This window comes from Martinezella hainanensis, assembly GCF_900094555.1.
In the GTDB taxonomy this organism is placed as follows: Bacteria; Pseudomonadota; Alphaproteobacteria; order Rhizobiales; family Rhizobiaceae; genus Rhizobium; species Rhizobium hainanense.
Genome location: NZ_FMAC01000005.1, coordinates 74,717 through 98,938, shown reverse-complemented (window position 1 = coordinate 98,938; position 24,222 = coordinate 74,717). Strand labels below are relative to the sequence as shown.

The following is a 24,222-nucleotide window of genomic DNA, read 5'->3' as shown; positions in this document are numbered from 1 at the left end:
AATCGAACTCGCAGCTCTCCGGCGGCGTCAGCCGCCGGACCTGGTTTCATTGATCCGGTACATTGCTGATGACCACAGTTCTTCAACGTTCTCTAGCGGACGCACCCACCGCGAACCATCAAGCCATCCTGGAAATGCGCGGCATTTCCCAGATCTTCCCCGGCGTGAAAGCGCTGGATGGCGTCAGCATTTCGCTCTACCCCGGCAAGGTGACCGCCCTGATCGGCGAAAACGGCGCGGGGAAATCGACTCTCGTCAAGATTCTCACAGGCATTTATCGTCCGAACGAAGGTGAAATCCTCGTCGATGGCAAGCCGATGGCTTTCTCCAATGCGCAGGCGGCAATCGATGCCGGCGTGACGGCCATCCATCAGGAAACCGTGCTCTTCGATGAGCTCACCGTCGCCGAAAACATCTTCCTCGGCCATGCGCCGCGCACATCCTGGCGAACCATCGACTGGAAGCGGATGAACAGCCGGTCGAAGGAGCTTCTCCAATCCCTTGAAAGCGCCATCGATCCGACAACCCGATTGAAAGACCTCTCCATTGCGCAGCGCCATCTTGTAGCGATTGCTCGCGCTTTGTCGATCGAGGCCCGCATCGTCATCATGGACGAGCCCACCGCCGCCCTTTCCCGCAAGGAGATCGACGATCTCTTCCGCATCGTCGAGGGATTGAAGGCAAAGGGCAAGGCCATCCTGTTCATCAGCCACAAGTTCGACGAACTCTATGAAATCGCCGATAATTTCGTCGTCTTCCGCGACGGCCGCGACGTCGGCCACGGCGAGCTGAAGGCGACGCCACAGGATGAAATCGTCCGCATGATGGTCGGACGCGATGTCGGCAACGCTTTTCCCAAGGTTGCGGTAGCGCTCGGGGAAACGGTTCTAGAAGTCGACAAATATTGTCACCGCACGGAATTCCGCGATATCTCCTTCAAGCTGAGGCGCGGCGAGATCCTTGGCATTTATGGCCTGATCGGCGCCGGACGCTCGGAGCTCTGCCAATCGCTCTTCGGCATCACCAAGCCGCTCTCAGGTCGCCTGACACTCGACGGTCAGGAAATCCAGGTGCGGTCGCCGCAGGACGCCATCGGTGCGGGCATCGTCTACGTGCCGGAAGAGCGTGGCCGCCACGGCTTGGCGCTGCCGATGCCGATCTATCAGAACATGTCGCTGCCGTCGCTCGGACGCACCTCGCGCAAGGGCTTCCTGAAGGCGGCCAACGAATTCGCTCTTGCCCGCAAATATGCCGAACGGCTCGATCTGCGCGCAGCCGCCCTTTCCGTGCCTGTCGGCACTCTGTCCGGCGGCAATCAGCAGAAAGTGGTCATCGGCAAGTGGCTTGCGACGCAGCCGAAGATCATCATTCTCGACGAGCCAACCAAAGGGATCGATATCGGTTCGAAGGCCGCCGTCCATGGGTTCATCAGCGAGCTGGCGGCCGAGGGCCTGAGCATCATCATGATCTCTTCCGAACTGCCGGAGATCATCGGCATGGCGGATCGCGTACTCGTTATGAAAGAGGGTCTGTCGGCTGGTCTTTTTGACCGCGAGGAGCTGACACCGGAAACACTCGTCCGTGCCGCCACGGGAAATGCATAAGGAGAGGCGGATGCCACGTATCCTCAAAAGACGAGAGACACTGCTCTTCATCATCATCGTCGTGATGATCGCCGGCTTTGCCACGCGTGCGGCCGGCTTTGCAGAGCCCGCCAATCTCGCCAATATCTTCAACGATACCTCGATCCTCATCATCCTGGCGCTTGCCCAGATGACCGTCATTCTGACGAAGTCGATCGATCTGTCTGTCGCCGCCAACCTGGCGCTGACTGGCATGGCGGTCGCGATGCTGAACGCCGCCTATCCCGATATTCCGCTGATCGCGCTCGTCATAACGGCGATCCTGATGGGCGCGGTTCTCGGCGCCATCAACGGCTATCTCGTCTGGGCGCTCGAAATCCCGCCGATTGTCGTCACGCTCGGCACCCTGACGATCTATCGCGGCATGGCCTTCGTTCTGTCGGGCGGCGCCTGGGTCAATGCACATCAGTTCACGCCAATCTTCCTGAACGTGCCGCGCACGCCGCTTCTCGGCCTGCCCGTGCTTGCCTGGATCGGCATCGTGATCGTGCTGATGATGTATCTGGTGCTGCGCTACACTCAGTTTGGCCGCTCGGCCTATGCGAGCGGCGGTAATCCGGTGGCCGCTGTCTATGCCGGCATCGACGTTGGCTGGACGCGATTCCTCGCCTTCGTTCTCTCGGGTGCGCTCGCCGGCCTCAGCGGCTACCTCTGGGTCTCGCGCTATGCCGTTGCCTATGTCGATATTGCCAACGGTTTCGAGCTTGACAGCGTGGCCGCCTGCGTCATCGGCGGCATTTCGATCGCAGGCGGCGTCGGTTCGGTCGCAGGCGCCGTGTTGGGCGCCCTCTTCCTCGGCGTCATCAAGAATGCCCTGCCGGTCATCGGCATCTCGCCGTTCACCCAGATGGCCATCTCCGGCACCGTCATCATTCTGGCCGTCGTCTTCAATGCCCGCCGCGAACGCAACCGCGGCCGTATCATCCTTAGAGATCAGGCCGCAAAAGACACCGCCAGTGAGGGAGCAATCGCATGAGCAACGGTTCGCAAGCGGCAACGGCGGAAAAGCGCGCCATTCCGGATCGCCTCGGCACTCCTTTCAAGCGTATCCTGTCGAGCTGGGAAACGCTGCTCTTCGGCGTCGCGGTCGCGATCTTCATCTTCAATTCGCTCGCCTCGCCCTATTTCCTCGATCCCTACAATCTCTCGGACGCGACTTTCAACTTCACCGAAAAGGCGATGATCGCCTTTGCCATGGCGCTGCTCGTCATCGCGGGCGAAATCGACCTTTCGGTCGCAGCCATCATCGCGCTTGCCTCGACAGCGATGGGCGCCGCCGCGCAACTGGGCGTCGACACGCCCGGCCTCGTGGCGCTCGGTATCGGCGTCGGCCTTGTCTGCGGCATCTTCAACGGCTTCCTCGTTTCCGTGCTGAAGCTGCCGTCGATCGTCGTTACCATCGGCACGATGAGCCTGTTTCGCGGCATTTCCTACATCGTGCTCGGCGACCAGGCCTATGGCAACTATCCGGATAGTTTCGCCTATTTCGGCCAGGGCTACGTCGTCTGGGTCTTCTCGTTCGAATTCGTGCTGTTCATCGTGCTGGCGATCGCCTTTGCGATCCTGCTGCATGCGACGAATTTCGGCCGTCAGGTCTATACGATCGGCAACAATGATTTTGCCGCGCGTTTTTCCGGCATCCCGGTGGAGCGGGTCAAATTCATCCTCTTTCTCCTGACCGGCATCATGAGCGGCATCGCCGCCGTCTGCCTCACCTCGCGCCTTGGCTCTACGCGCCCCTCGATCGCGCTCGGCTGGGAGCTGGAGGTCGTGACTATGGTCGTGCTCGGCGGCGTGTCGATCCTCGGCGGCTCGGGCACGATCGGCGGTGTCGTCATCGCCGCCTTCGTCATGGGGCTTGTCACCTTCGGCCTCGGCCTGCTCAACGTTCCCGGCATCGTAATGTCGATCTTCATCGGCCTTCTCCTCATCATCACCATCGCGCTGCCGATCGTCGCACGGCGCATCAAGACTATGAGCTCCAAATGACCGCTGCTCTCGAACGCCATGCCTTCAAGATGACGCTCAATCCAGGCATGGAAGCGGAATATCGGAAGCGGCATGACGAAATCTGGCCCGAGCTTGTGGACCTGCTGCGTCAGGCTGGCGTCAGCGACTATTCCATCCATCTCGACCGCGAGACGAACACGCTTTTCGGCGTGCTGACGCGTCCGAAGGATCACGCCATGGCGAGCCTGCCCGAGCATCCCATCATGAAAAAGTGGTGGGCGCACATGGCCGATATCATGGCGACCAATCCCGACAATTCGCCCGTCCAGAGCGATCTCGTCGCGGTCTTCCATCTGCCATGAGCGCGACCCAAGCCTATCGCCATATCGCCGTCATCGATATCGGTAAAACCAACGCCAAGGTCGTCGTGCTCGATGCGGAAACGGGCGGCGAAATTGCCGTCGTCAAGACCGCAAACAGCGTTCTGAAGTCGGGTTCCTACCCGCATTATGATATTGAAAGACTGTGGGATTTCATCATCTCGGCACTGAAGGGCTTTGCCCGCGTACCAGGCTTCGACGCCATATCGATCACCACGCACGGTGCATCGGCGGTGATGTTGGCAGCCGATGGCAGCCTTGCCATGCCGGTTCTCGACTATGAGCACGGCTATCCTCAAGCGATTCAGGACACCTATGCGCGGTTGCGGCCGGGTTTCGCCGAAACGTTTTCGCCCGGATTGTCGGTTGGCCTCAATGTCGGTGCGCAGATCCACTATCTGAAGAGTACCTTTCCGGCCGATTTCGCCCGCGTCGCGACGATTCTGACCTATCCGCAATATTGGGCATTCCGGCTGAGCGGCATCGCCACCAACGAGGTCACATCGCTTGGCTGCCATACCGATCTCTGGAACCCAACGACGCAAAGCTATTCGTCTCTGGTCGACACGCTTGGCATTCGCGGTCTGATGGCGCCGGTTCGCTCGGCTTTCGACGTCCTCGGACCGGTGCTGCCGGCGCTTGCTGCAAGTATGGGGCTCACGAAATCCGTACCTGTCTATTGCGGCATCCATGATTCCAACGCCTCGCTGCTACCGCATCTGGTCGAAAACGAAGCGCCTTTCGCCGTCGTATCGACAGGAACCTGGGTCATCAGTTTCGGCGTGGGTGGCGATCTCGAACATCTCGATCCCGCGCGCGACACCCTTGCCAATGTCGATGCCTACGGCCGCGCCGTTCCGTCTTCCCGCTTCATGGGCGGCCGCGAATTCGAGCTTCTGGCGGCTGAAATCGGTGCAGTGGCTCCGGAGGCGATCGAAGCCGCGTTGGAGCCGGCGATCAGCAAGGGCCTCATGCTTCTGCCCAACATCGCTGAAGGTTCCGGTCCCTTTCCCGGCAGCAAGCGGCGCTGGATCGCGGATCATGCCGCGAGCAATGCCGAACGCCTTGCCGCCGTCAGCCTCTATCTCGCGTTGATGACGGAAGCTTGCCTCGGCTTGATTGGCGCCAAAGGACCGATTTTCGTCGAAGGCCCCTTCGCGCTCAACCGCGTCTATCTCAAAGCCCTATCCGCTTTGACGAACACCGACGTTATTGCACTGCCGGGCTCGACAGGCACCAGCCAGGGAGCCGCGCTACTGACGGGCATACGCCCTGCGACAACAACAGAAAGCTCACCCCTTCGCGCCGAACTGACGGGGTTGATCCGCTATCGGCAGGCCTGGCGCGACGCTTTAATCTCTTAAGCCTCGGTCCCGGATAGTTCGACAGCCGCGATTTCGGCAACGTCAAGCGTTGGCTCTACGTGCTCGTCCTCGCCATCTTCGATCAGCCAGGCGGCCGAGAGGCCGGCCCAGGCAATGATCCATTGCAGCAGTCGTCCGCGTTCCAGCCCCGCCGCCTCGGCGACGACTGCCACCTGCCGCGCAAGGCGGCCGGGAGATGTGGCGACGGCATTATCCGGATTGCAGAAGAGATTGGCGTAGTCGAAGCCGCGTTCGCCCACGAGCCCCTTCGGATCGATCGCGAGCCAGCCGCGCTCGGCAAAGTCCAGAATATTGCCGTGGTGGATGTCGCCATGCAGCGCCACGATATCGCGGGGTTCCGACAGCAGTTTGCGGGCCATGACCGCAGACCGCACGAAAGTGCCACCTTCACAGTGGGCCATCGCTTCGAGCGAACGAAACCGGTGGACCAGGGGAATCAAAGTCGGCAAGGAAATCCCGCGTGACGCGTGAAGCCCCGCAACGGCTTTGCAGATAATGCGGCTTGCCTCGTCATCCCCGCCATTCCTTACCATGTCGATGAGAGAACAGGGGCCTGTCGCCCGTTCGAGCAGGATGGCGTCGTCTGCATGCTCGAGAACGCGCGCGGCCCCGTCGCCATTCCACCAAACCATGAGTTCGGCGCCCCCCTTTTCCTCGGGCGAGACCGCGATCTTCAGCATGGCTGGCTCGCCATCACGGCGCACGGGAAAAAGCCGGCTGGAATGCGTCACAATCGGAGGACCATCGGGGACTAGCCGCCAGAGGTCAAAATAGGCTTTCGAATTGTCATTCTCATTCACGCGACATCGATCTCCTCGGCATGGGTCGCGCCATGACAGGCGCCACTGCTTATGTGGATCGGCGGCATCGAAACTTCCACCTTTAGATCCATCTCGTCCCACCGCCACATCGCCGCGGTCTTGGCAGCAGGCACACAACAACCATCCCTCGTCAAAATTTTCGAAAAAACGCTAAAATTGTCTTCGCGACGGTTATTTTCTTGCGGAATCGTCGCAATATTCCTACACAAAATACCCTCATGGGCGCTTTCGAGATCAAAAAATGCCCGAAAGCGATCATCGGCTTCGATATCAGCTTTGTCTCTTTAAAAAGAACGCCTCACGGCAGTTTGCGCGTCGAGACAGGTGATTGCGGGCGGGTTCAAAGGGCGCTGCCGCGCTCATCCAAGGAGAGCTAACATGAGTCTGAAGACATTGACGGCCGCGACCTTCGTCGCTTCGCTGGCCTTCGCACCTCTCGCGCATGCGGACATCACCATCGGCCTCATCGCGCCGCTGACCGGCCCGGTCGCAGCTTACGGCGAGCAGGTCAAGAATGGCGCGCAGACCGCCATCGACGAAATCAACAAGAGCGGCGGCGTTCTCGGCCAGAAGCTTGTTCTGAAGCTCGGCGATGACGCCGGCGATCCGAAGCAGGGCGTATCCGTCGCCAACGGCTTCGTCGGCGACAGCATCCGCTTCGTCGTCGGCCCGGTCACCTCGGGCGTTGCCATTCCGGTTTCGGACGCGCTCGCCGAAAACGGCATCCTGATGGTCACGCCAACTGCGACCGCTCCGGGCCTGACCAATCGCGGCCTGACCAACGTCCTGCGCACCTGCGGCCGCGATGACCAGCAGGCTGTCGTTGCCGGCGAATATGTGGTCAAGAACTTCAAGGACAAGAAGATCGCGATCCTCAACGACAAGGGCGCCTACGGCAAGGGCCTGGCCGATGCCTTCAAGGCAGCGATCAACAAGGGCGGCGTCACCGAGGTCGTCAACGACTCGCTGACCCCCGGCGAAAAGGACTACAGCGCCCTGACGGCGAAGCTGAAGCAGGCCGGTGTCGAGGTGATCTACTTCGGCGGTTACCACCCGGAGGCAGGTCTGCTGGCGCGCCAGCTGCATGACATTTCCGTCAAGGCACAGATCATCGGCGGCGACGGCCTTTCCAACACCGAATATTGGGCAATCGCCAACGATTCCGCTGCCGGCACGCTCTTCACCAACGCGTCCGACGCCCTGAAAAACCCGGATTCGCAGAGCGCCGTTGCCGCCCTCAAGGAACGCAACATCCCGGCCGAAGCCTTCACGCTGAACGCCTATGCCGCCGTGCAGGTGCTGAAGGCCGGCATCGAGAAGGCCGGCAAGGCAGATGATGCCGAAGCCGTCGGCGCAGCGCTCAAGAAGGGCGAACCGATCGACACCGCCATCGGCAAGGTCACCTACGGCGAAACCGGCGACCTGACCTCGCAGAGCTTCTCGCTCTACAAGTGGGAAGGCGGCAAGATCGTTTCGGCTGAATAAGCCGTCACGTCATCGCTTTGAAAGAGAGCCGGGCCACTTGTTGGCCCGGCTTTTTTATTGGAGATGCTGCCCGAGCAGCTGCGCTCAGCAAACGCTGCGGAAGCGCTCGACGCAGGTGGAAAGAACCTCCTCGCCCGGCCGTTTCCACCAGTTATTCTCAGAGAAAATCTCGACTTCCTGCAGGCCGAAAAAGCCTGCCTTCTCGATCTCGGCGCGGATGCGCTTGAGATCGATGACGCCGTCACCCATCATGCCGCGATCGAGCAGCAGGTCCGTCGTCGGCACCAGCCAGTCGCAGATGTGATGAGCCAGGATGCGGCCACCGGCGCCGGCGCGCGCGATTTGCTCGTAGAGCTTCGGATCCCACCAGACATGGTAGACATCGATGGCGACACCGACGCCTTCACCCAGAAGATCGCAGATGTCGAGTGCCTGCTCCAGCGTATTCACGCAGGCGCGATCGCCGGCATACATCGGATGCAGAGGCTCGATCGCCAACGGAATTCCAGCACTTCGGGCATGCGGCAGGATCGCGGCAATGCCATCTGCCACCATCTCGCGGGCACGGGCGATATCCTTCGATCCCTCCGGCAGGCCACCGACAACGAGAACGAGACAATCGGCATTCAGCGCCGCCGCTTCATCGATCGCGCGCTTGTTGTCGTCGATCGCCGTCGCCCTGCCCTCGGCGTCGGCCGCGGGAAACATGCCGCCACGGCAAAGGCCGGTGACCTTGAGCCTGTTGTCGGCAACGATGCGGGCGGCTTCCGAAAGCCCGATCTTGTGGACCTGATCGCGCCAGGGCGCGATCGCGACGATATCCTGCTTGAGGCAGGCTTCTACCGCCTGGCGCATGTCATATTGCTGGCGCACCGTCGCCAGATTGATGGACAGACCCTCTACGGCCATTGCGATGATCCTCCCCGATCCTCTTATCCGCTAGAGCCCGATGACCTTCATTCGACACATCATCGAACTCTAGCTATTTGATATTGCATAATCTTATCCAAAAACCGCCTGGCACTTTTTGGGATCATGCATTAATCGATGCCAACAGTCGCAAGGATTGCCTTCATCCGATAAGTCGCCAAATCCGGATCGCGCAGTACGCGCGCTGTATCGGCCAGCCGGAACAGCTCTGCGAGATGCCGGATCGAGCGTGTGCTCTGCTGGCCGCCGAGCATCTGGAAGTGATCCTGGAAGCCGTTGAGATAGGCGAGGAAAACAACGCCGGTCTTGTAGAAGCGCGTGGGCGCTTTGAAGATATGACGCGACAGCGGCACAGTCGGCGCCAGGATCGCATGGAACGCGTCGAGGTCATTCTCCGCGAGCTTCGCCAGAGCAGCACTCGCGGCCGGCGCGACGGCATCGAAGATGCCGAGCAAGGCATGCGAATAGCCCTGTTCGTCGCCGGCGATCAGTTCGGCATAGTTGAAATCGTCACCGGTATACATCTTGACCGACGGATCGAGCCGACGGCGCATGATGATTTCCTTCTCCGCCGAAAGTAGCGAGATCTTCACCCCATCGACCTTCGCCGCGTTCTGATTGATGATCGCGATCGCCGTCTCCATGGCCTGCATGTCATCGCCCGAGCCCCAATAGCCCGCCAGCGCCGGATCGAACATCGAGCCTAGCCAGTGAATGATGACAGGCTCTTTGACCTGGCCGAGGATGCGGTCGTAGACGCGTATATAGTCATCCGGGCTCTTGGCTGCCGCGGCAAGTGCTCGGCTCGCCATCAGGATGACACGGCCGCCCTGCCCTTCCACATAGGCGATCTGCTCCTCGTAGGCGCGGATAACGTCATCAATCGTGACATCGGGACCGGGTTGGAGATGATCGGTTCCGGCGCCATAGGCGATCACGGCATCCGGCCGGCCGCGCGCCGCCGACTGCGCATGAGCGATCAGCTCCTTCGCGCCGGTCCAGTCGAGACCCATGCCGCGCTGCGCGGTATCCATCGCTTCAGCAACGCCGAGACCAAGGCCCCAGAGATATTCGCGGAAGGCGATGGTGCGCTCCCAATCGATGTTTCGATCAAGCCATGGGTCATTGTCCGCAAGTGCATCGACCACGACATGCGCCGCCGCATAGGCGACGCGATTGAAGCGATGACCGCCCATCGGCTTCACGGGCGCAATCAGCGGTTCATTGGCGGGTGCGAAAGCAGCAATGGTGCCGTCCGCCATCGGCAAACGAAGGCTTCTCTCCATGAGACCGGCCTCCTAGCGAGCCGAAAGCGAGGGCACGTCGATCCAGCGACGTTCCGCCCAGCTCTTCTGCGCAAGCTCTGCCAGCTGCACGCCCTTGGCGCCCTCGCGAAGCGTGAACTTCCAAGGTGCGTCCTCGGCCACATGGCACAGGAACTGCTCCCACTGCGCCTTGAACCCATTGTCGAAGGCCTGCGTCTCCGGCACCTCTTCCCAGGTGTCGAAGAAATTGATCGGCTGCGGCTGATCCGGGTTCCAGACGGGCTTGGGCGTATTGACCCGATGCTGCGTCCAGCAGCGCATCAGGCCGCAGACGGCCGATCCGTGCGTGCCGTCGACCTGGAACGTGACGAGATCGTCTCGACGGACACGCACGGCCCAGGAGGAATTGATATGGGCGATAACGCCGCCTTCGAGCTCGAAGGTGGCGTAAGCGGCATCGTCGGCATCGGCGGCATAGGTGTTGCCGTTCTCATCGACGCGGCTCGGAATATGCGTCGCGCCGAGGCAACTGACGGATTTGACCTCACCAAACAGATTATCAAGCACATAGCGCCAATGCGGCAGCATATCGAGGATCATGCCGCCGCCATCCTTTTTGCGGTAATTCCATGACGGACGCTGTGCCTTCACACCCCAATCGCCTTCGAACACCCAGTAACCGAATTCGCCCCGCACGGAGAGAATCTTGCCGAAGAAGCCGCTGTCGCGCAGCATGGCGATCTTGCGCAGGCCCGGCAGGAACAGCTTGTCCTGGACGACGCCGTTCTTGACACCCCGACGCTCGGCGGAAGCAGCGACCGACAACGCCTCCTCAAGCGTCTCGGAAATCGGCTTTTCGCAATAGACATGCTTGCCGGCGGCAATCGCCTTTTCCAGAAGCTCGACGCGCATCTGTGTCGAACCGGCATCGAAGAAGATCGTATTGCTGGGATCGGCAAGAGCAGCGTCGAGATCGGTCGTCGTCTTCGACAAACCGTGCTTGCGGGCGATCGCTTCGATCTTTTCGGCATTGCGGCCGACAAGCACCGGCTCGGGCATCAGCCGGTCGCCGTTCGACAAAAGAACACCGCCCTGTTCGCGGATCGCCAGAATGGAACGCACGAGATGCTGATTATAGCCCATGCGGCCGGTAATGCCGTGCATGATGATGCCGATCGGCTTCGTTGCCATGAGTTTCTTCCTCCCGTAAATAACTATATAGTTACATAACTGACACGGCAGGGCGATGCTGTCAACGGCCATCGTCAATGGCCGCAGCGACAATCATCTATCGTTGCTGAGCTTGTTACCCCGAGATTTTTAGGGGCGTAGATAGGCGAAAATCACGTCGACGATATGCTCGCCCCAGGCGTCGATTTCGCTCTTGTCCGAGAGGTTGCGGCGGAAGATCGTCGAGAGCGTCCAGCGGTTCGTCAGGAAGAACGAGCCGAGTGCCGCAATGCTCATATAGATCTTGACAGGATCGCAATCGCTGCGGAATACGCCCGCCGCCGCACCGCGGTCGAGCAGCCCGGAAATCTCGGAAACGAGCGGCGAATGTAGCTCGAAAATGCGTGCCGATCGCTTCAGGAAACGAGCCTTGTGCATGTTTTCCGTGCTGAGAATCCCCAGGAACTCAGGGTGGTCCAGAAAATATTGCCAGGTGAAGACGACAAGCTCGCGCATGCCTTCCGCAGGCGAGCGGTGTGAGAGATCGAGCCGCGCCTCCGCCGAGCGGATGGCGATGTAGCTGCCTTCCAGAACGGCGACATAGAGCGCATCCTTGCCGCCGAAATAATGATAAAGCATCCGCTTGTTGATCTTGGCGCGTTCGGCAATGGCATCAACACGGGCGCCGCCATAGCCGCGCTCGGCAAACTCCTTGGTCGCGGCAGCCAAAATCGCCTTGCTGGTGCGCTCCGCATCCCTGAGACGTGGCCGTTCCGAAGCTGCACGCGGAGAGGTTTTTTCTGTTTCCACAGGCTCTGCGCTCTTGGCGCTGCGCTTCACGGTCTTGGCTTCTGACATCACGGCTCCCGGCGGCATTTCGTAAGGCTTATGCGGCCCATCCTCACGTCGATAAGTAACCGATCATCGCATAAGTTGACAGCCCCCGGTAAATCGAAGGCTGTAGTAACCATATGGTTATATCGATTTAAATGTTGATATGCTCGCAGATGCTGACTGTAACGATGCGATTGCGGCCACTGCCATTACGGCCTGAATGAAGGACCAAATGGGCCATGGCATGGCGACGATCTTGCCTTCGAGGCCCATCCGGCCCTAGAGAGCAATAGGCAAGCGGCACCGGGTAAGCATGACCAAGAAACAAATTGCAATCATAGGCGGGGGTCCCGCAGGATTGATGGCGGCAGAGACCCTATCGCTGTTCGGCCATCGTATCGCTGTCTATGACAGCATGCCGACGGTGGCGCGCAAGTTTCTGCTAGCCGGAAAATCCGGCCTCAACATCACGCATTCGGAAGACTACAGCCTTTTTACCACCCGCTTCGGCGCTGCTTCGCCTCGATTGCGCGCAGCGCTTGACGACTTCCAGCCTAATGACATCAGAGCTTGGGCACAGGGTCTGGGAACGGAAACCTTCGTCGGTTCTTCCGGCCGCGTCTTCCCGAAAGTCATGAAGGCATCGCCGCTCCTGCGCGCCTGGCTTGCGAGGCTGGAAGCGCGAGATGTGAGCATCATGACGCGGCACCGCTGGTGCGGCTTCGAGGATGGCGGCCTGACATTCGAAACGCCGCAGGGGCGCGAGCTTGTCCGTCCCGACGCCATTCTCCTCGCGCTCGGTGGTGCAAGCTATGCCCGGCTCGGATCGGACGCGACATGGGTCGGCGGGCTCCGTGACAAGGGGGTCGACATCGCCGCGTTCCAGCCGGCCAATTGCGGTTTCGACGTCACCTGGAGCGCGATGTTCAGCGAACGCTTTGCCGGCGAACCTCTCAAGGCCGTGACGGCGACATCGGAGGCGGGGAGTTTTCCGGGCGAGTTCGTCATCTCAAAAACGGGGATCGAGGGCAGCCTGGTCTATGCGCATGCCGCCGCGCTGCGTGACCGCTTGACGAAGAAAGGCGAGGCTTCACTCATTGTCGATCTGGTGCCCGGACGCGATGAGGAGCGTTTGGCGCGCGATCTGGCACGGCAGGACCCCAAGGCCAGCTTCTCCAATCGGCTGCGCAAGGCCATCGGCATCGAGGGCGTCAAGGCGGGCCTTTTGCGCGAGCTCGCCGAGCCGGTCGTCCTTTCTCATCCGGAGGGTCTCGCAAGTCTGATCAAGGCGCTACCAATCCCACTGCTGAGAACAAGGCCGATCGCGGAGGCTATCTCGTCCGCCGGCGGCATCCGTTGGAATGAGCTCGACGAGGGATATATGTTGAGGAAGCTCCCAGGCACTTTCGTCGCCGGCGAGATGATCGACTGGGAGGCACCGACCGGCGGCTATCTCCTGACGGCCTGCCTTGCGACCGGGCGCGCGGCGGCGAAAGGCATGGATGCCTGGCTCAAGACCAATTGATTAAGCCTGAATGCCTGAGCTTCAGCCGATCCGGCCCTTCTCCATCAGCCAGGCGACCGCCTCCTGAACGGCCTGCAGCGAGGTGTAGCGAGGCCGGTAATCAAGCAGCCGTTCAGCCTTCGCGATCGAGCAATTCGGGCTTCTGGCAATGTGCTCCCAGGTCGCCTCCGCATCTTCCGCCGACTGGCCTTCGGCCCATTTCCCATAGGGCTGAAATTCCAGCTTCGGCTCATATCCGAACCAGCGCGACATGGCCTCTGCATAGCCCCTGAGCGTCAGTGCACCACCTGAAACCGCATGGAAAGCCTCTCCCGTCGAGGCTCGCCAGTTGGCGATGGCGCCCATGAACATCTGCGCTACGTCATCGGCATGAACGTGGTGGACTGTCTCCAGGCCGAAATTCGGCAAGACAAGGGTTTCGCCTCGCGCCAAAGTCGAGAAGGCGGATAGATTGAAATGCCCGGCGGGATTGAGGGGCGCCCAGCCCGGACCGACAATATGGCCGGGATGAATCAAGGTTGCGGGAAATCCTCTACGGCGCGCCTCCTCAAGCAGATGCACTTCGATCGCGGCTTTCTGGATACCATAGTCACCGAACGGCTGCTTCGGCGCTTCTTCCGGCGTCGGCACGACGGTCGAAAATCCATGCGTCCAGATCGTGCCCGTATGCAGGAAATGGCCGACATGATCGGTGAGCGCCTCTGTCAGATGCCTTGCGCTGTCGAGCGTAAAGCAGATCATGTCGATAACGATATCCGGCTTCAATGCGCGAATGGCTGGACCGAAACTGCCGTCCTTCTCCATCGCAGCGCGATCCATCGCCCGCATCTCCACATCATTCCACGCCTTGTTCGGCGAATACGGTTTGGCCTGGCCACGGCTGATCGCCGCGACTTCGTGACCTGCCTCGATCAGCCGCGGCACGAGATAGGTGCCGATATGGCCCGTTGCACCGATAATCACCGTGCGCGTCATGATGTCCTCCCAAGGATCAGGATCGAAATCGGCGGCTGCCGACATTCGAGAAGTGAGCTGCCCCGTGAGAATAGGAGAGCGGACGGCTTTGTCATCCCCTCTCATGGCTGAAAAGTCATTCATCGCCGTCTTCACTGCAGGAGGCGGTGACGAATGCATCCAGGCATCACTTTGCGGCAGACAGCAGTGTAATGCGCTGCGCATTGAGATTGGCGATCGCACTCGCAGACAACCCAGCACGTCATGCAATGGCAGCAGCATCTTGCGGACTGCATCGGTGACCGAATCGCCACTTTTTCCATCACCTATACAAGGGCACGCGAATTCATAGGCGTTGACGGGGCAAAAGCCGAAGATCGGCCTTTTGGAATCCTTGCGGCCAGGGCGCCAATGAACTGATTTATTCTCAATAGATACAACAGCTTAAATTGAATTCCCGCAACTGCAACTCTTTATGGCATCGGTATTGCTTGCCTGGTTTTCCAGATCACGCCGCCAGGATTTACCCATGCCGAACAAGACATCATCACCATCGCTACGACAGCCGATACCGGAACTCGGATGACGGGATACCTTTCGAGAGCCAAGGCTCAGAACTACCGGAAACATCGCTGAAGCTCACTCATGACTCCTTCCAACAGACAGACCACTCGAACCAATTCGCCATCGTCCGGTGCCATGATCGCGACGCCGCATTGGCTGGCCAGCGAAGCTGGCGCGAAAGTGCTCAGGCGCGGCGGCAATGCGATCGAGGCGCTGGTTGCCGCCGGAGCTGCGCTATCGGTCACCTATCCCCATTTCTGCGGGCTCGGCGGCGACGCGGTCTGGCTGGTGGCGGACGAAACAGGCAATGCACAGACTTTCCTCGGCATCGGGCAGGCGGCTGCGGCCATCCCGCATGGAGATATAGCTTTGCGAGGCGCAGCCTCCACACTGACGACGGCCTGCCTCGTGGATAGCTGGGAGAAAGTGCTTGCCTATTCCGCCGACGAATGGGGCGGCACAGAGCGCTTGCCAGCTCTTCTCGACGACGCCATTGCGCTCGCGGACGGTGGCTTCGAAGTCAGTCGGTCGCAGGCCTTCTGGTACGAATTCCGGCGCAATGAACTGAGTGGCTGGCCCGGCTTCACCGGGCTCTTCCGATCTGGCGGCGCCCAGCACCAGCCCGCCTTGGCGCGGACGCTCGAGGCCATAGCTCGTCAGGGCACCCGCGAATTCTATGAGGGGGCTCTCGCTCGTCGAATTGTGAACGGGCTTGCAGAGGCAGGTTCTCCTCTTTCGGCCACGGATCTTGCCGCCACACGAACTGATGTTGCGGCTCCCCTCCAGCGGGCCTATCGCGACACGATACTTCTTGCTCCACCTCCGCCGACGCAGGGGATAACTACTCTCGGGATCATGGGCGTGCTCGACCATTTGCCGATGGCGGCTTTCCCGCCCGACAGCCCAGCCTATTATCATGCGCTCGTCGAAGCCGTGAAACAGGCTTTTCTCGACCGGCATGCAATTGCCGATCCTCGCTTCGCCGAGGACGCCTCGAAATACCTCCTCGATCCGGCACGCCTTGCCGCCAAGGCTGCGGCAATCGACCCGGAACGAGCCCTGCCCTGGCCACAAGATTATCGACACGGCGACACGGCGCTACTTGCGGCCGTGGACGCCAATGGACGATGCGCATCACTGCTGCAAAGCCTCTATTTCGACTGGGGCAGCGGCGTCGTGGTCGGCGACACCGGCCTCCTCTGGCAAAACAGGGGGGCAGCTTTCAGCATCGATCCAGCAAATCCCAATTGCGTCCAACCGGGGAAGCGGCCTTTCTACACGCTCAATCCGGGCCTTGCGCTGAAAGACGGACGCCCGCATCTCATCTATGGTACACAGGGCGCGGACGGTCAGCCACAGACGCTGTCGTTGCTGCTCAGCCTGCTTATCGACCATGGCCTTGATCCGGCTGTAGCGCTTGCACGCCCGCGGTTCTTGCTCGGTCGCACCTTCTCGGACAGCCGTAACAGCCTGAAGATCGAGGAAAATATCGGCATTGAAGTGGTTTCCGCGCTCGCAGCGATGGGGCATGAGATCTCGACCATCGACGCGCTTAGCCCGCTTGGTGGCCAAGCCGGCGTGATCCGCATCGGCGAAGACGGAGCGATCTACGGTGCGCATGATCCCCGCAGCGACGGAGGCGCGATCCTGCTGTGAACACCGTGAACCCGCCGCTCGATCTCGTCATCCGAAATGTCCGCGTCGAGGAAGATGGCGATCTCGTCGACATCGCTGTGCGGGGCGACCGGATCACAGCTATTGGCCCCGGCATTCGGTGCGACGCGGTATCGGACGTCGACGGCCAGGGAAGCTTCGCCTTCGGTGGATTTGCCGATACGCATATCCACCTCGACAAGGCCTGCATTCTCGACCGCTGCACGATTTGCGAAGGCACACTTGCCGAGGCAGTAAGAGAAACGGCCAAAGCCAAGACAGGTTTTGACGATGACGATGTTTATGTCCGAGCCGCACGCGTCGTCGAGAAAGCGATTTCTCACGGCACGACGCGGATGCGGACCTTCGTCGAGATCGATCCTCGCGCCGGTTTCCGTTCCTTCGAGGCAATCAAGCGCATCCGAAGGGACTATGCTTTCGCGGTCGACATCGAAATCTGCGCCTTCGCTCAGGACGGGCTCACGAACGAGCCCCAAACACACGACATGCTCGTTACAGCACTTGCAGATGGTGCCGATCTGGTGGGCGGCTGTCCGTATACGGACCCATCCCCTGGCCAGCATATAGACATGATTTTTGCTTTGGCAAAAAAGCACAATGTTTCAGTCGACTTTCATCTCGACTTCAGTCTCGATCCCGATCGAGCCGATCTGCCCAAGGTGATCGACGCGACGCTGCGTCATGGCTGGCAGGGTCGCGTATCGATCGGCCATGTTACCAATCTGTCGGCCATGCCCAACGCCCGGATTCTTGCCATCGCCGATAGTCTCGCAGAGGCCGGGATCGCTCTATCCGTGCTTCCGGCAACCGATCTGTTCCTGATGGGCCGCGGGCATGATCGGCTGGTCCCGCGTGGTGTCGCACCAGCCCACGTGCTTGCAGCTCGCGGCGTTGTAACCTCTATTGCGACCAATAATATTCTAAACCCCTTCACGCCCTATGGCGACGCTTCATTAATCCGCATGGCCAATCTGTACGCCAATGTCGCCCAGCTCGCACGCGACGACGAGATGGCTCTGGTCTTCGACATGGTGGGCGAAATGGCAGCAAGCCAGCTCGACGGCAGCGCGCGTCTGCAAGCCGGCGGCGAGGCGACGATCGTGCTTCTCGACAGCCCCGGCCCCCGCGCTGCCGTGCGCGAGATCGCCCGGGTGGTAGCCGGCTGGAAAAGAGGGCGCAAGAGCTTCGACAATGGCCGCCCCATGCTCCACAAAGGCACCTGAAACGCCGCGTCATTTTATCGAACAATTGAACGGTCCATGCCTGGAGAAGCGAAGCTGAGATCGCCGTTGGACGCGCCTTTAAGGCCGAACGCTCAATCGTGCCGTTGCAGGAAGCCTGAGACCGTCTTCAGGCAAAGATCCTTCTCTTCGACATGCGGCATATGGCTCGAATTTTCGAAGAGCACCCATTCGCAGCCCGGGACGCGATCGAGATAGGGCTTGACGACCAGTGGCGTCGCCTCGTCGTATTTGCCTGAGATCAGCAGGGTCGGCGCTTCGATGAGGGGAAGCCTGTCTTCGATCGTCCAGTCCCTCATGGTGCCGATGACGTGAAACTCGGTCGGACCGTTCATGTTGCGGTAAACGGTATTGTCTTCGTCCATGGTGGCGAAGGTGCGGGCAACCTCTGCCGGCCAGGGCACGACGCGGCAGACATGGCGATCGTAGAAGACGCGGGAGGCGGCGATATAATCCGGATCGGTGATCGTTCCGGCCCGCTCATGCCTCAATAGCGTGTCCTGCACCTGCTGCGGCAGCTCCTCGCGAAGACGGTTCGCTTCGGCGACCCAGGTGTGCATGTTGGCCGGCGAATTGGCGATCACTAGCGCTTTCAATCCCTTCGGTCGACGCACCGCATGTTCGGCGCCCAGCATGCCGCCCCAGGACTGCCCGAGAAAGGCGTAGCGATCCTGAATGCCGAGATGCTTCAGCAGCGTATCCAGCTCATCAAGGAACAAAGCCGGCGTCCAGAAGTCCGGACCTTTCTCCGGCAGTCGCGTGGACTTGCCGTTGCCGAGCTGGTCGTAGTGGATGACAGCGCGACCATCGATCTCGGCAATGCCCTTGAAACTGTCGACATAATCATGGGTGCAGCCCGGCCCGCCATGGGCGACGACGAGCGGCAGCCTGCCGGAATCGAGTGAACCGGTGATGCGGTACCATGTCCGATATTCACGAAAGGGCAGAAAGGCTTCCTGCGTCGGGATTGCGGCCACGTGTCTCTCCATCTCCAGGCTTCGATGGACAAGACCATAACGCGGCCGAAACGGGTGCGGCAGCTATCACAAGTTATAGGATGGCTGTGCATCCAGCAGGCGATAATGCGTGGCGCGAACGACCGCCTGCGTGCGGTTCTTCGCGCCGAGTTTCTTTGCCGCGGCATTGAGGTGCATGACGACCGTCGGTACCGAGCGGTCGATGATGCGTGAGATCTCCTTGGCGGAATAACCTTCGGCGGAATAGCGCAGGCATTCCCGCTCCCGCTCCGTCAACCGGATCTTGCCGACACTGAGCGCTGCGGTATCGAAGAGCGAATAGGCCGTCTCGTGGAAGACATGGGCGAGCAAGTTGAAATCGGCGATATAGCGCAAAGCATCGCGCTCGAACGCCTTGTTGGCGCCGAAACGGATTCCTGTGACCGTCGCATAATCGCCGCGTGGCATGTGCACCGGTACGGTGACACCCGTCGACATGTCACGCTCGCTCAAGTAACGCGCAACAGGAACCGTATCCTCGCTCATGAAACGCTTAATCAGCGTATCGGCATTGGAATCATAATTCCAGAAGAACGGCGCCGAGGTGCGTAGCGCCACCTGCTGCACAGGATCGATGCGGAAATAGCCGCGATCAAACCAGTATTCGTACATGTCGTCGGAGATATTCCTGAGCTTCAGAAGCGACGGGATCATGATCTTGCCGTCGAGGTCGTAGGGCACAGGCGAATAATCGTAGATCAACGCCTCGAAACCGATTGCCTTCATGCTTTCGAAGATATGGTCGATGCGGCCGTCCAGCGTTTGATGCGCCGTGAACTGGCGCCTGATGGTTCCGATTTGATCGAACATGCAGCGGTTCCCGTCTGTGCCTGCGACCGCCCAACCTATCACTTCTTATAGCTGGTGCGGAGCCCGGTTTAAGGTAAAAATTTAGCCATGCTCAAATATTGAGCAAGCAGAATCTTTCGCCGGAGTTGTCAATGTGGCGTGAAATCGAGCCCGAGGCGCGGCACATCGTCGAAGTCGATGGCCACAAGGTGGTCGCCTACAGCTTCGGCAGCGGACCGGAGACGGTCTTCTGCCTGAACGGTGGCCCAGGCCTTCCCTGCGACTATCTGCGCGAGGCGCATTCCTGCCTGGTCGATAGGGGTTACAGGGTCGTTGCCTTCGACCAACTCGGCACCGGCGCCTCCGACCGTCCCACAGACAAGAGCCTCTGGACCATCGGTCGCTATGTCGAGGAGACGGAAACCGTCCGCAAGGCGCTTGGCCTCGGCAAGGTGCATATGCTCGGTCACTCCTGGGGCGGCTGGCTGGCGATCGACTATGCGCTGACTTATCCCGAGAACCTGCAGACGCTTATTCTCGAAGACACCGTTGCCGATATGCCGCATCTGATTTCCGAGCTGGAACGACTGCGCGCGGCGCTCGGGCCGGAAACGGTCGCGATGATGCAGAAGCATGAGGCACAGGGCACCTACGATCACCCAGAATATCTCGCCGCCGTCACCATCCTCAACTATCGCCATGTCTGCCGTCTGCCGGAATGGCCGGCACCTGTTCGCCGCTCGCTCGATGACTGGAACATGGGTCCCTACGAGACGATGCAGGGGCCGAACGAATTTCTCTACATCGGCAACCTCAAGGACTGGAACCGTATTTCGGACCTTCCGCGGCTTGCCATGCCGGTGCTGATCACGACGGGCGAACATGACGAGTTGACGCCGGCCTGCGCGCTCAGGATGAAGCTTGCTTTGAAGGATGCCGAGCTCAAGGTCTTCGCCAATGCCAGCCACATGCCTTTCTATGAAAACCCGCAGGATTACTATCCGGCACTCCTCGATTTCCTGTCACGGCATAGGGCAAGCTGATGCAAGGTAAGGCGATCCAATCCCACCGACGACAAGGGGGCGATCGCCGCCATGCATCGCTATAAATTCGTATTGACGCGACCGCTGCAGTTCCTGCCTGTTATCTTCGGCATCAGCGTTATCACCTTCGTGCTGGTCCGCCTCATTCCCGGCGATCCCGCACGCAATATCCTCGGCACGCGCGCTACACCGGCAGCACTTGCCAGCATTCGCGCGCAATATGGCCTCGATCAGCCGATGTGGCTGCAATATTTCTATTTCATCAAGAATCTCGGCAATGGCGAGATGGGCAAATCGATCCTCTACAAGATTGACGTTTTGCCGCTGATTTCGACCCGGATCGAGCCGACCATCGCGCTGGTCGTCACAAGCGTTATCCTCTCAATCGTGATTGCCGTGCCGATGTCGGCGATCGCGGCGCGCAATGTCGGCCGCGCGCCGGACCATATCGTGCGTGTCGTCTCGACCTTCGGCATCGGCTTCCCGCCCTTCTGGCTGGGGCTGATGCTGATCATCCTCTTCAGTGTCCAGCTAGGCGTCCTGCCGGTCTCGGGCTACGGCACGTCGATCGGCGAGAAGATTGCCCATCTCATTTTGCCGGCCCTGACGGTGGCGCTGTCGCTCTCAACCGTGCTGACCCGCAGCCTGCGGGCGGCCATGATCGAATCGCTTAAATCGGACGTGGCGACCGCGGCTCGTGCTCGCGGCATGCCAGAGGGTATCGTCTTCTGGCGGCATGTCGTGCCGAACTCTCTGGTGCCGACGATCAACCTGCTTGCAGTCAACATCGGCTGGCTGATCGGCGGCACGGTCGTCGTCGAAAGCGTCTTTGCCCTGCCCGGCATGGGTCAGTTGCTGGTGCGCGCCATCTTCTCGCGCGACTACATGGTCGTCCAGGGTGTTGCGATGGTGTTTGCCTGCGCCACGGTGCTCGTCAACTTCCTCGCCGACATAGTGACCGTCGCAGCCGATCCGAGGGTGAGACTATGAGCATCGATAATACGATTGCCGATCGCGGCATCGACTGGAGGAAGTTCATCGGCAAGCACCTGACGCTGACGCTTGGCGGCGGGATCCTGCTGTTCTTCCTCTTTCTCGCGATCTCCGCCCCTCTCGTCGCGCCCTATGATCCGATCTTCCAGAATGCCGATGTCCGCCTGCAGGCGCCGTCGCTGCCTCATCCTTTCGGCACCGATAATTTCGGGCGCGATATTCTGTCCCGCGTCATCTGGGGTGCGCGCATCGATCTGCAGATCGCCATCATCGGCGTACTCTTTCCCTTCGTGATCGGCACCACTGTCGGCACCGTCGCCGGCTTTTTCGGCGGTATTGTCGACGCGCTCTTCATGCGCATCGTCGATATCATCCTCGCCTTCCCTTTCCTGGTGCTGATGCTGTCGATCATCGCCATCCTCGGGCCGGGGTTGAGCAGCTTCTACATTGCCATGGCCCTGGTCGGCTGGGTATCCTATGCGCGTCTCATCCGCGCGCAGATGCTGATCCTGAAGGGCAGCGACTATGCTGTTGCCGCCGTCAGTCTCGGCTTCAGCCGGCCACGCATCATGTTCCGTCATCTCTTGCCGAACGCCATTGCCGGCTCGATCGTCTTTTCCATGTCGGATGCCGTGCTGGTGCTCCTGAGCGGCGCGGCCGTCAGCTATCTCGGCCTCGGCGTGCAGCCGCCACTTGCCGAGTGGGGCGTCATGGTCGCGGAAGGCCAGAGCTTCATCACCACCGCCTGGTGGATCACGCTTTTTCCCGGCCTTTCCATCGTCTGCCTCGCCTTCGGCTTCAGCATGCTGGGCGATGCGCTCGGCGAACTGCTCGGGGTGCATGAATGAGCGAGCCCGTCCTTTCCGTTCGCGACCTCGTAGTCAAAGCCCGTCTCGACGGCGGTGCACGCACGCTGATCGATGGCGTTTCGCTCGATCTCGGCAAGGGTGAGATTCTCGGCCTCGTCGGCGAGAGCGGTTCCGGCAAGAGCCTCTTGTGCCGCTCGCTGGTACGGCTGCTGCCATCGTCGCTTCTTAACATCGAAAGCGGCTCCATCCGTCTCGAAGGGCGCGAACTCACGGAAATCAGCGATACCGAGATGCTTGAAGTGCGCGGCGGCGAGATCGGCATGATCTTTCAGAACCCGACGAGCCATCTCGACCCCGTCATGCGCATCGGCGACCAGATCGCGGAGGGCATCCGCTACCATCAGGGTCTCAAAGCGCGCGAGGCCCGCGCAGCCGCGACCGAGATCCTTGCCCAGGTCGGCTTTCCCGATCCCATCAGGCAGTATGACAGCTATCCGCACGAGTTTTCCGGCGGAATGCGGCAGCGTGCGATGATCGGCGTCGCGCTCTCCTGCAACCCGAAGATCCTGATCGCCGACGAACCGACAACGGCCCTCGACGTCACCATCCAGGCGCAGATCCTGCGGCTCCTGATCGACATTCGCGACAAGCGCGGGCTTTCGATCATCCTGATCACCCATGATCTAGGCATCGTCGCCCAGACCTGCAACCGGATCGCCGTCATGCGCGGCGGCCGGCTGCTCGAACAGGGCCTCAAAAGGACGATCCTAGGCCAGCCTGAAAATCCCTATACGATCGAACTGATCAAGAGCCACCCCTCCTTGCCCGACGAAGCAGCAGTAACGCAGCCGGAGCCGGCCCGACCGGACATGGGAGCCAGGCCGCTGCTCGAAATCGACGACCTGCACGTCCGCTTCAAGGTCGGCGGCGGTCTCTTCAAGGGCAGCGGTGCGAAGACGATCAGCGCCGTTTCCGGCGTTAGCCTGCAGGTCATGCCGGGCGAGACCGTTGGCATAGTCGGTGAATCCGGCAGCGGCAAGAGTACGCTTGCCCGCGCCATTCTCGGCCTTACCCCGATCTCTTCCGGCCATGTCACTTTCGACGGTGCGGATCTCACCCAGCAGAAGAGCGCCGGCCTTGCCAGGTTGCGACGCGAAACCGCCATGGTTTTCCAGGACCCGTTCAACGCACTCAACCCGCGCCTGACGATCGGCCAGACGCTCGCCGAGGTCCTGAAAGTCCACGGCAAGGTCGCGAGGGCCGACATCCCCACACGCATAGCCGAGCTTCTCGATCTCGTCGGGCTGGAGCGTGAATTCGCCGACCGCAAGCCACGCAGCATGAGCGGCGGCCAATGCCAGCGCGCCGGCATTGCAAGGGCGCTGGCGGTCGACCCGAAACTCATCATAGCCGACGAGTGCGTGGCCGCTCTCGATGTCACCATCCAGGCGCAGATCGTCGATCTATTCCGCGAATTGACGCGCAGGATGAGCCTGACATTGATCTTCATCGCCCACGATCTCGCCATCGTGCGCAATCTCTGTGAGCGGACCGTCGTGATGTATCGCGGCGAGATCGTCGAGGAAGGCCGCTCGCAGAAGATCTTTTCTCACCCGAAGCATCCCTATACCGCGGCGCTCATTGCAGCGATCCCCGATATCGATCCGGACAGGCCGCTGCATGGCGAACGCGATTCGGTGCCGGCCGGGCAGACCCAATCAGCAAAACGCATGCGATAACAACGAAGGGAA

Annotated in this window: 22 protein-coding genes; 13 read left to right on the top strand and 9 right to left on the bottom strand. The window is 60.5% G+C overall.

Annotation, left to right across the window (positions count from 1 at the left end; all coding sequences use genetic code 11):
- Nucleotides 1-68: 68 nt before the first annotated feature.
- From GA0061100_RS17120 to GA0061100_RS17100, 5 genes are read left to right on the top strand one after another with little or no spacing between them, the layout of a single operon-like run.
- Nucleotides 69-1,604 (top strand): sugar ABC transporter ATP-binding protein, encoded by a 1,536-nt coding sequence (locus GA0061100_RS17120; protein ID WP_075854302.1) that lies wholly within the window; start codon nt 69-71, stop codon nt 1,602-1,604.
- A gap of 10 nt (nt 1,605-1,614) precedes the next feature.
- Entirely contained in the window at nt 1,615-2,619 is a 1,005-nt protein-coding gene (locus GA0061100_RS17115; RefSeq protein WP_075853915.1) for an ABC transporter permease, read from the top strand.
- Nucleotides 2,616-3,632, top strand: coding sequence for an ABC transporter permease (locus tag GA0061100_RS17110; RefSeq protein WP_075853914.1), 1,017 nt, complete (start codon nt 2,616-2,618; stop codon nt 3,630-3,632). Before GA0061100_RS17115 ends, GA0061100_RS17110 begins: the two co-directional genes overlap by 4 nt.
- Nucleotides 3,629-3,955 (top strand): L-rhamnose mutarotase, encoded by a 327-nt coding sequence (rhaM, locus tag GA0061100_RS17105; RefSeq protein ID WP_075853913.1) that lies wholly within the window; start codon nt 3,629-3,631, stop codon nt 3,953-3,955. The genes GA0061100_RS17110 and rhaM overlap by 4 nt, the downstream gene beginning before the upstream one ends.
- Nucleotides 3,952-5,337, top strand: coding sequence for an FGGY-family carbohydrate kinase (locus tag GA0061100_RS17100; RefSeq protein ID WP_075853912.1), 1,386 nt, complete (start codon nt 3,952-3,954; stop codon nt 5,335-5,337). Before rhaM ends, GA0061100_RS17100 begins: the two co-directional genes overlap by 4 nt.
- On the opposite strand, the gene GA0061100_RS17095 is transcribed toward GA0061100_RS17100, so the two are convergent.
- Nucleotides 5,334-6,158 (bottom strand): aminoglycoside phosphotransferase family protein, encoded by an 825-nt coding sequence (locus tag GA0061100_RS17095; RefSeq protein ID WP_075853911.1) that lies wholly within the window; start codon nt 6,156-6,158, stop codon nt 5,334-5,336. The genes GA0061100_RS17100 and GA0061100_RS17095 overlap by 4 nt on opposite strands.
- On the bottom strand, nt 6,155-6,292 hold the full coding sequence (locus GA0061100_RS34690; RefSeq protein WP_159444790.1) for a hypothetical protein: 138 nt from the start codon (nt 6,290-6,292) through the stop codon (nt 6,155-6,157). The genes GA0061100_RS17095 and GA0061100_RS34690 overlap by 4 nt, the downstream gene beginning before the upstream one ends.
- 265 nt (nt 6,293-6,557) lie before the next feature.
- Between GA0061100_RS34690 and GA0061100_RS17090 the strand changes: the two genes are divergently transcribed.
- Entirely contained in the window at nt 6,558-7,664 is a 1,107-nt protein-coding gene (locus GA0061100_RS17090) for a branched-chain amino acid ABC transporter substrate-binding protein (protein WP_075853910.1), read from the top strand.
- An 84-nt stretch (nt 7,665-7,748) separates the two neighbouring features.
- Here the strand turns inward: GA0061100_RS17090 and GA0061100_RS17085 are convergent, their stop codons facing one another.
- The 4 genes from GA0061100_RS17085 to GA0061100_RS17070 form a co-directional block, all read right to left on the bottom strand.
- Nucleotides 7,749-8,573 (bottom strand): sugar phosphate isomerase/epimerase family protein, encoded by an 825-nt coding sequence (locus GA0061100_RS17085; protein ID WP_075853909.1) that lies wholly within the window; start codon nt 8,571-8,573, stop codon nt 7,749-7,751.
- A gap of 131 nt (nt 8,574-8,704) precedes the next feature.
- A complete protein-coding gene (locus GA0061100_RS17080) occupies nt 8,705-9,880 on the bottom strand; it encodes a dihydrodipicolinate synthase family protein (RefSeq protein ID WP_075853908.1) in 1,176 nt (391 codons plus the stop codon).
- Between the two features lie 12 nt (nt 9,881-9,892).
- The gene (locus GA0061100_RS17075; RefSeq protein WP_075853907.1) at nt 9,893-11,050 is read right to left on the bottom strand and encodes a Gfo/Idh/MocA family protein; all 1,158 of its coding nucleotides are present in this window, start codon (nt 11,048-11,050) and stop codon (nt 9,893-9,895) included.
- A 129-nt stretch (nt 11,051-11,179) separates the two neighbouring features.
- The gene (locus GA0061100_RS17070) at nt 11,180-11,887 is read right to left on the bottom strand and encodes a TetR/AcrR family transcriptional regulator (RefSeq protein WP_075853906.1); all 708 of its coding nucleotides are present in this window, start codon (nt 11,885-11,887) and stop codon (nt 11,180-11,182) included.
- Between the two features lie 289 nt (nt 11,888-12,176).
- On the opposite strand from GA0061100_RS17070, the gene GA0061100_RS17065 reads away from it, so the two are divergent.
- Nucleotides 12,177-13,388, top strand: a complete 1,212-nt coding sequence (locus GA0061100_RS17065) for a TIGR03862 family flavoprotein (RefSeq protein WP_075853905.1) — start codon at nt 12,177-12,179, stop codon at nt 13,386-13,388.
- 21 nt (nt 13,389-13,409) lie between these two features.
- On the opposite strand, the gene GA0061100_RS17060 is transcribed toward GA0061100_RS17065, so the two are convergent.
- The gene (locus tag GA0061100_RS17060; protein ID WP_075854301.1) at nt 13,410-14,363 is read right to left on the bottom strand and encodes an NAD-dependent epimerase/dehydratase family protein; all 954 of its coding nucleotides are present in this window, start codon (nt 14,361-14,363) and stop codon (nt 13,410-13,412) included.
- A gap of 624 nt (nt 14,364-14,987) precedes the next feature.
- Between GA0061100_RS17060 and GA0061100_RS17055 the strand changes: the two genes are divergently transcribed.
- Both GA0061100_RS17055 and GA0061100_RS17050 read left to right on the top strand, forming a co-directional pair.
- The gene (locus GA0061100_RS17055; protein WP_075853904.1) at nt 14,988-16,562 is read left to right on the top strand and encodes a gamma-glutamyltransferase family protein; all 1,575 of its coding nucleotides are present in this window, start codon (nt 14,988-14,990) and stop codon (nt 16,560-16,562) included.
- Nucleotides 16,559-17,803, top strand: coding sequence for an amidohydrolase family protein (locus tag GA0061100_RS17050; RefSeq protein ID WP_083961373.1), 1,245 nt, complete (start codon nt 16,559-16,561; stop codon nt 17,801-17,803). The genes GA0061100_RS17055 and GA0061100_RS17050 overlap by 4 nt, the downstream gene beginning before the upstream one ends.
- Nucleotides 17,804-17,895: 92 nt before the next feature.
- On the opposite strand, the gene GA0061100_RS17045 is transcribed toward GA0061100_RS17050, so the two are convergent.
- Complete coding sequence (locus GA0061100_RS17045) at nt 17,896-18,810, bottom strand: proline iminopeptidase-family hydrolase (RefSeq protein WP_075853903.1); 915 nt, start codon at nt 18,808-18,810, stop codon at nt 17,896-17,898.
- A 54-nt stretch (nt 18,811-18,864) separates the two neighbouring features.
- A complete protein-coding gene (locus tag GA0061100_RS17040; protein WP_075853902.1) occupies nt 18,865-19,647 on the bottom strand; it encodes a LuxR family transcriptional regulator in 783 nt (260 codons plus the stop codon).
- Nucleotides 19,648-19,778: 131 nt separating this feature from the next.
- Between GA0061100_RS17040 and GA0061100_RS17035 the strand changes: the two genes are divergently transcribed.
- From GA0061100_RS17035 to GA0061100_RS17020, 4 genes are read left to right on the top strand one after another with little or no spacing between them, the layout of a single operon-like run.
- Entirely contained in the window at nt 19,779-20,669 is an 891-nt protein-coding gene (locus GA0061100_RS17035; RefSeq protein ID WP_075853901.1) for a proline iminopeptidase-family hydrolase, read from the top strand.
- Between the two features lie 51 nt (nt 20,670-20,720).
- The gene (locus tag GA0061100_RS17030) at nt 20,721-21,659 is read left to right on the top strand and encodes an ABC transporter permease (protein WP_075853900.1); all 939 of its coding nucleotides are present in this window, start codon (nt 20,721-20,723) and stop codon (nt 21,657-21,659) included.
- The gene (locus GA0061100_RS17025; protein WP_075853899.1) at nt 21,656-22,510 is read left to right on the top strand and encodes an ABC transporter permease; all 855 of its coding nucleotides are present in this window, start codon (nt 21,656-21,658) and stop codon (nt 22,508-22,510) included. The genes GA0061100_RS17030 and GA0061100_RS17025 overlap by 4 nt, the downstream gene beginning before the upstream one ends.
- Nucleotides 22,507-24,210, top strand: a complete 1,704-nt coding sequence (locus tag GA0061100_RS17020; RefSeq protein ID WP_075853898.1) for a dipeptide ABC transporter ATP-binding protein — start codon at nt 22,507-22,509, stop codon at nt 24,208-24,210. The genes GA0061100_RS17025 and GA0061100_RS17020 overlap by 4 nt, the downstream gene beginning before the upstream one ends.
- Nucleotides 24,211-24,222 lie beyond the last annotated feature (12 nt).

Excerpts from the sequence above, each read along its gene's own strand:
- GA0061100_RS17100 (WP_075853912.1), top strand. The coding sequence starts at position 3,952 with ATGAGCGCGACCCAAGCCTATCGCCATATCGCCGTCATCGATATCGGT.
- GA0061100_RS17080 (WP_075853908.1), bottom strand. The coding sequence starts at position 9,880 with ATGGAGAGAAGCCTTCGTTTGCCGATGGCGGACGGCACCATTGCTGCT.
- GA0061100_RS17055 (WP_075853904.1), top strand. The coding sequence starts at position 14,988 with ATGACTCCTTCCAACAGACAGACCACTCGAACCAATTCGCCATCGTCC.
- GA0061100_RS17115 (WP_075853915.1), top strand. The coding sequence starts at position 1,615 with ATGCCACGTATCCTCAAAAGACGAGAGACACTGCTCTTCATCATCATC.
- GA0061100_RS17020 (WP_075853898.1), top strand. The coding sequence starts at position 22,507 with ATGAGCGAGCCCGTCCTTTCCGTTCGCGACCTCGTAGTCAAAGCCCGT.
- GA0061100_RS17045 (WP_075853903.1), bottom strand. The coding sequence starts at position 18,810 with ATGGAGAGACACGTGGCCGCAATCCCGACGCAGGAAGCCTTTCTGCCC.
- GA0061100_RS17040 (WP_075853902.1), bottom strand. The coding sequence starts at position 19,647 with ATGTTCGATCAAATCGGAACCATCAGGCGCCAGTTCACGGCGCATCAA.
- GA0061100_RS17110 (WP_075853914.1), top strand. The coding sequence starts at position 2,616 with ATGAGCAACGGTTCGCAAGCGGCAACGGCGGAAAAGCGCGCCATTCCG.
- GA0061100_RS17075 (WP_075853907.1), bottom strand. The coding sequence starts at position 11,050 with ATGGCAACGAAGCCGATCGGCATCATCATGCACGGCATTACCGGCCGC.
- GA0061100_RS17090 (WP_075853910.1), top strand. The coding sequence starts at position 6,558 with ATGAGTCTGAAGACATTGACGGCCGCGACCTTCGTCGCTTCGCTGGCC.
- rhaM (WP_075853913.1), top strand. The coding sequence starts at position 3,629 with ATGACCGCTGCTCTCGAACGCCATGCCTTCAAGATGACGCTCAATCCA.
- GA0061100_RS17060 (WP_075854301.1), bottom strand. The coding sequence starts at position 14,363 with ATGACGCGCACGGTGATTATCGGTGCAACGGGCCATATCGGCACCTAT.
- GA0061100_RS17070 (WP_075853906.1), bottom strand. The coding sequence starts at position 11,887 with ATGTCAGAAGCCAAGACCGTGAAGCGCAGCGCCAAGAGCGCAGAGCCT.
- GA0061100_RS17025 (WP_075853899.1), top strand. The coding sequence starts at position 21,656 with ATGAGCATCGATAATACGATTGCCGATCGCGGCATCGACTGGAGGAAG.
- GA0061100_RS17085 (WP_075853909.1), bottom strand. The coding sequence starts at position 8,573 with ATGGCCGTAGAGGGTCTGTCCATCAATCTGGCGACGGTGCGCCAGCAA.
- GA0061100_RS17065 (WP_075853905.1), top strand. The coding sequence starts at position 12,177 with ATGACCAAGAAACAAATTGCAATCATAGGCGGGGGTCCCGCAGGATTG.
- GA0061100_RS17030 (WP_075853900.1), top strand. The coding sequence starts at position 20,721 with ATGCATCGCTATAAATTCGTATTGACGCGACCGCTGCAGTTCCTGCCT.
- GA0061100_RS17120 (WP_075854302.1), top strand. The coding sequence starts at position 69 with ATGACCACAGTTCTTCAACGTTCTCTAGCGGACGCACCCACCGCGAAC.
- GA0061100_RS17035 (WP_075853901.1), top strand. The coding sequence starts at position 19,779 with ATGTGGCGTGAAATCGAGCCCGAGGCGCGGCACATCGTCGAAGTCGAT.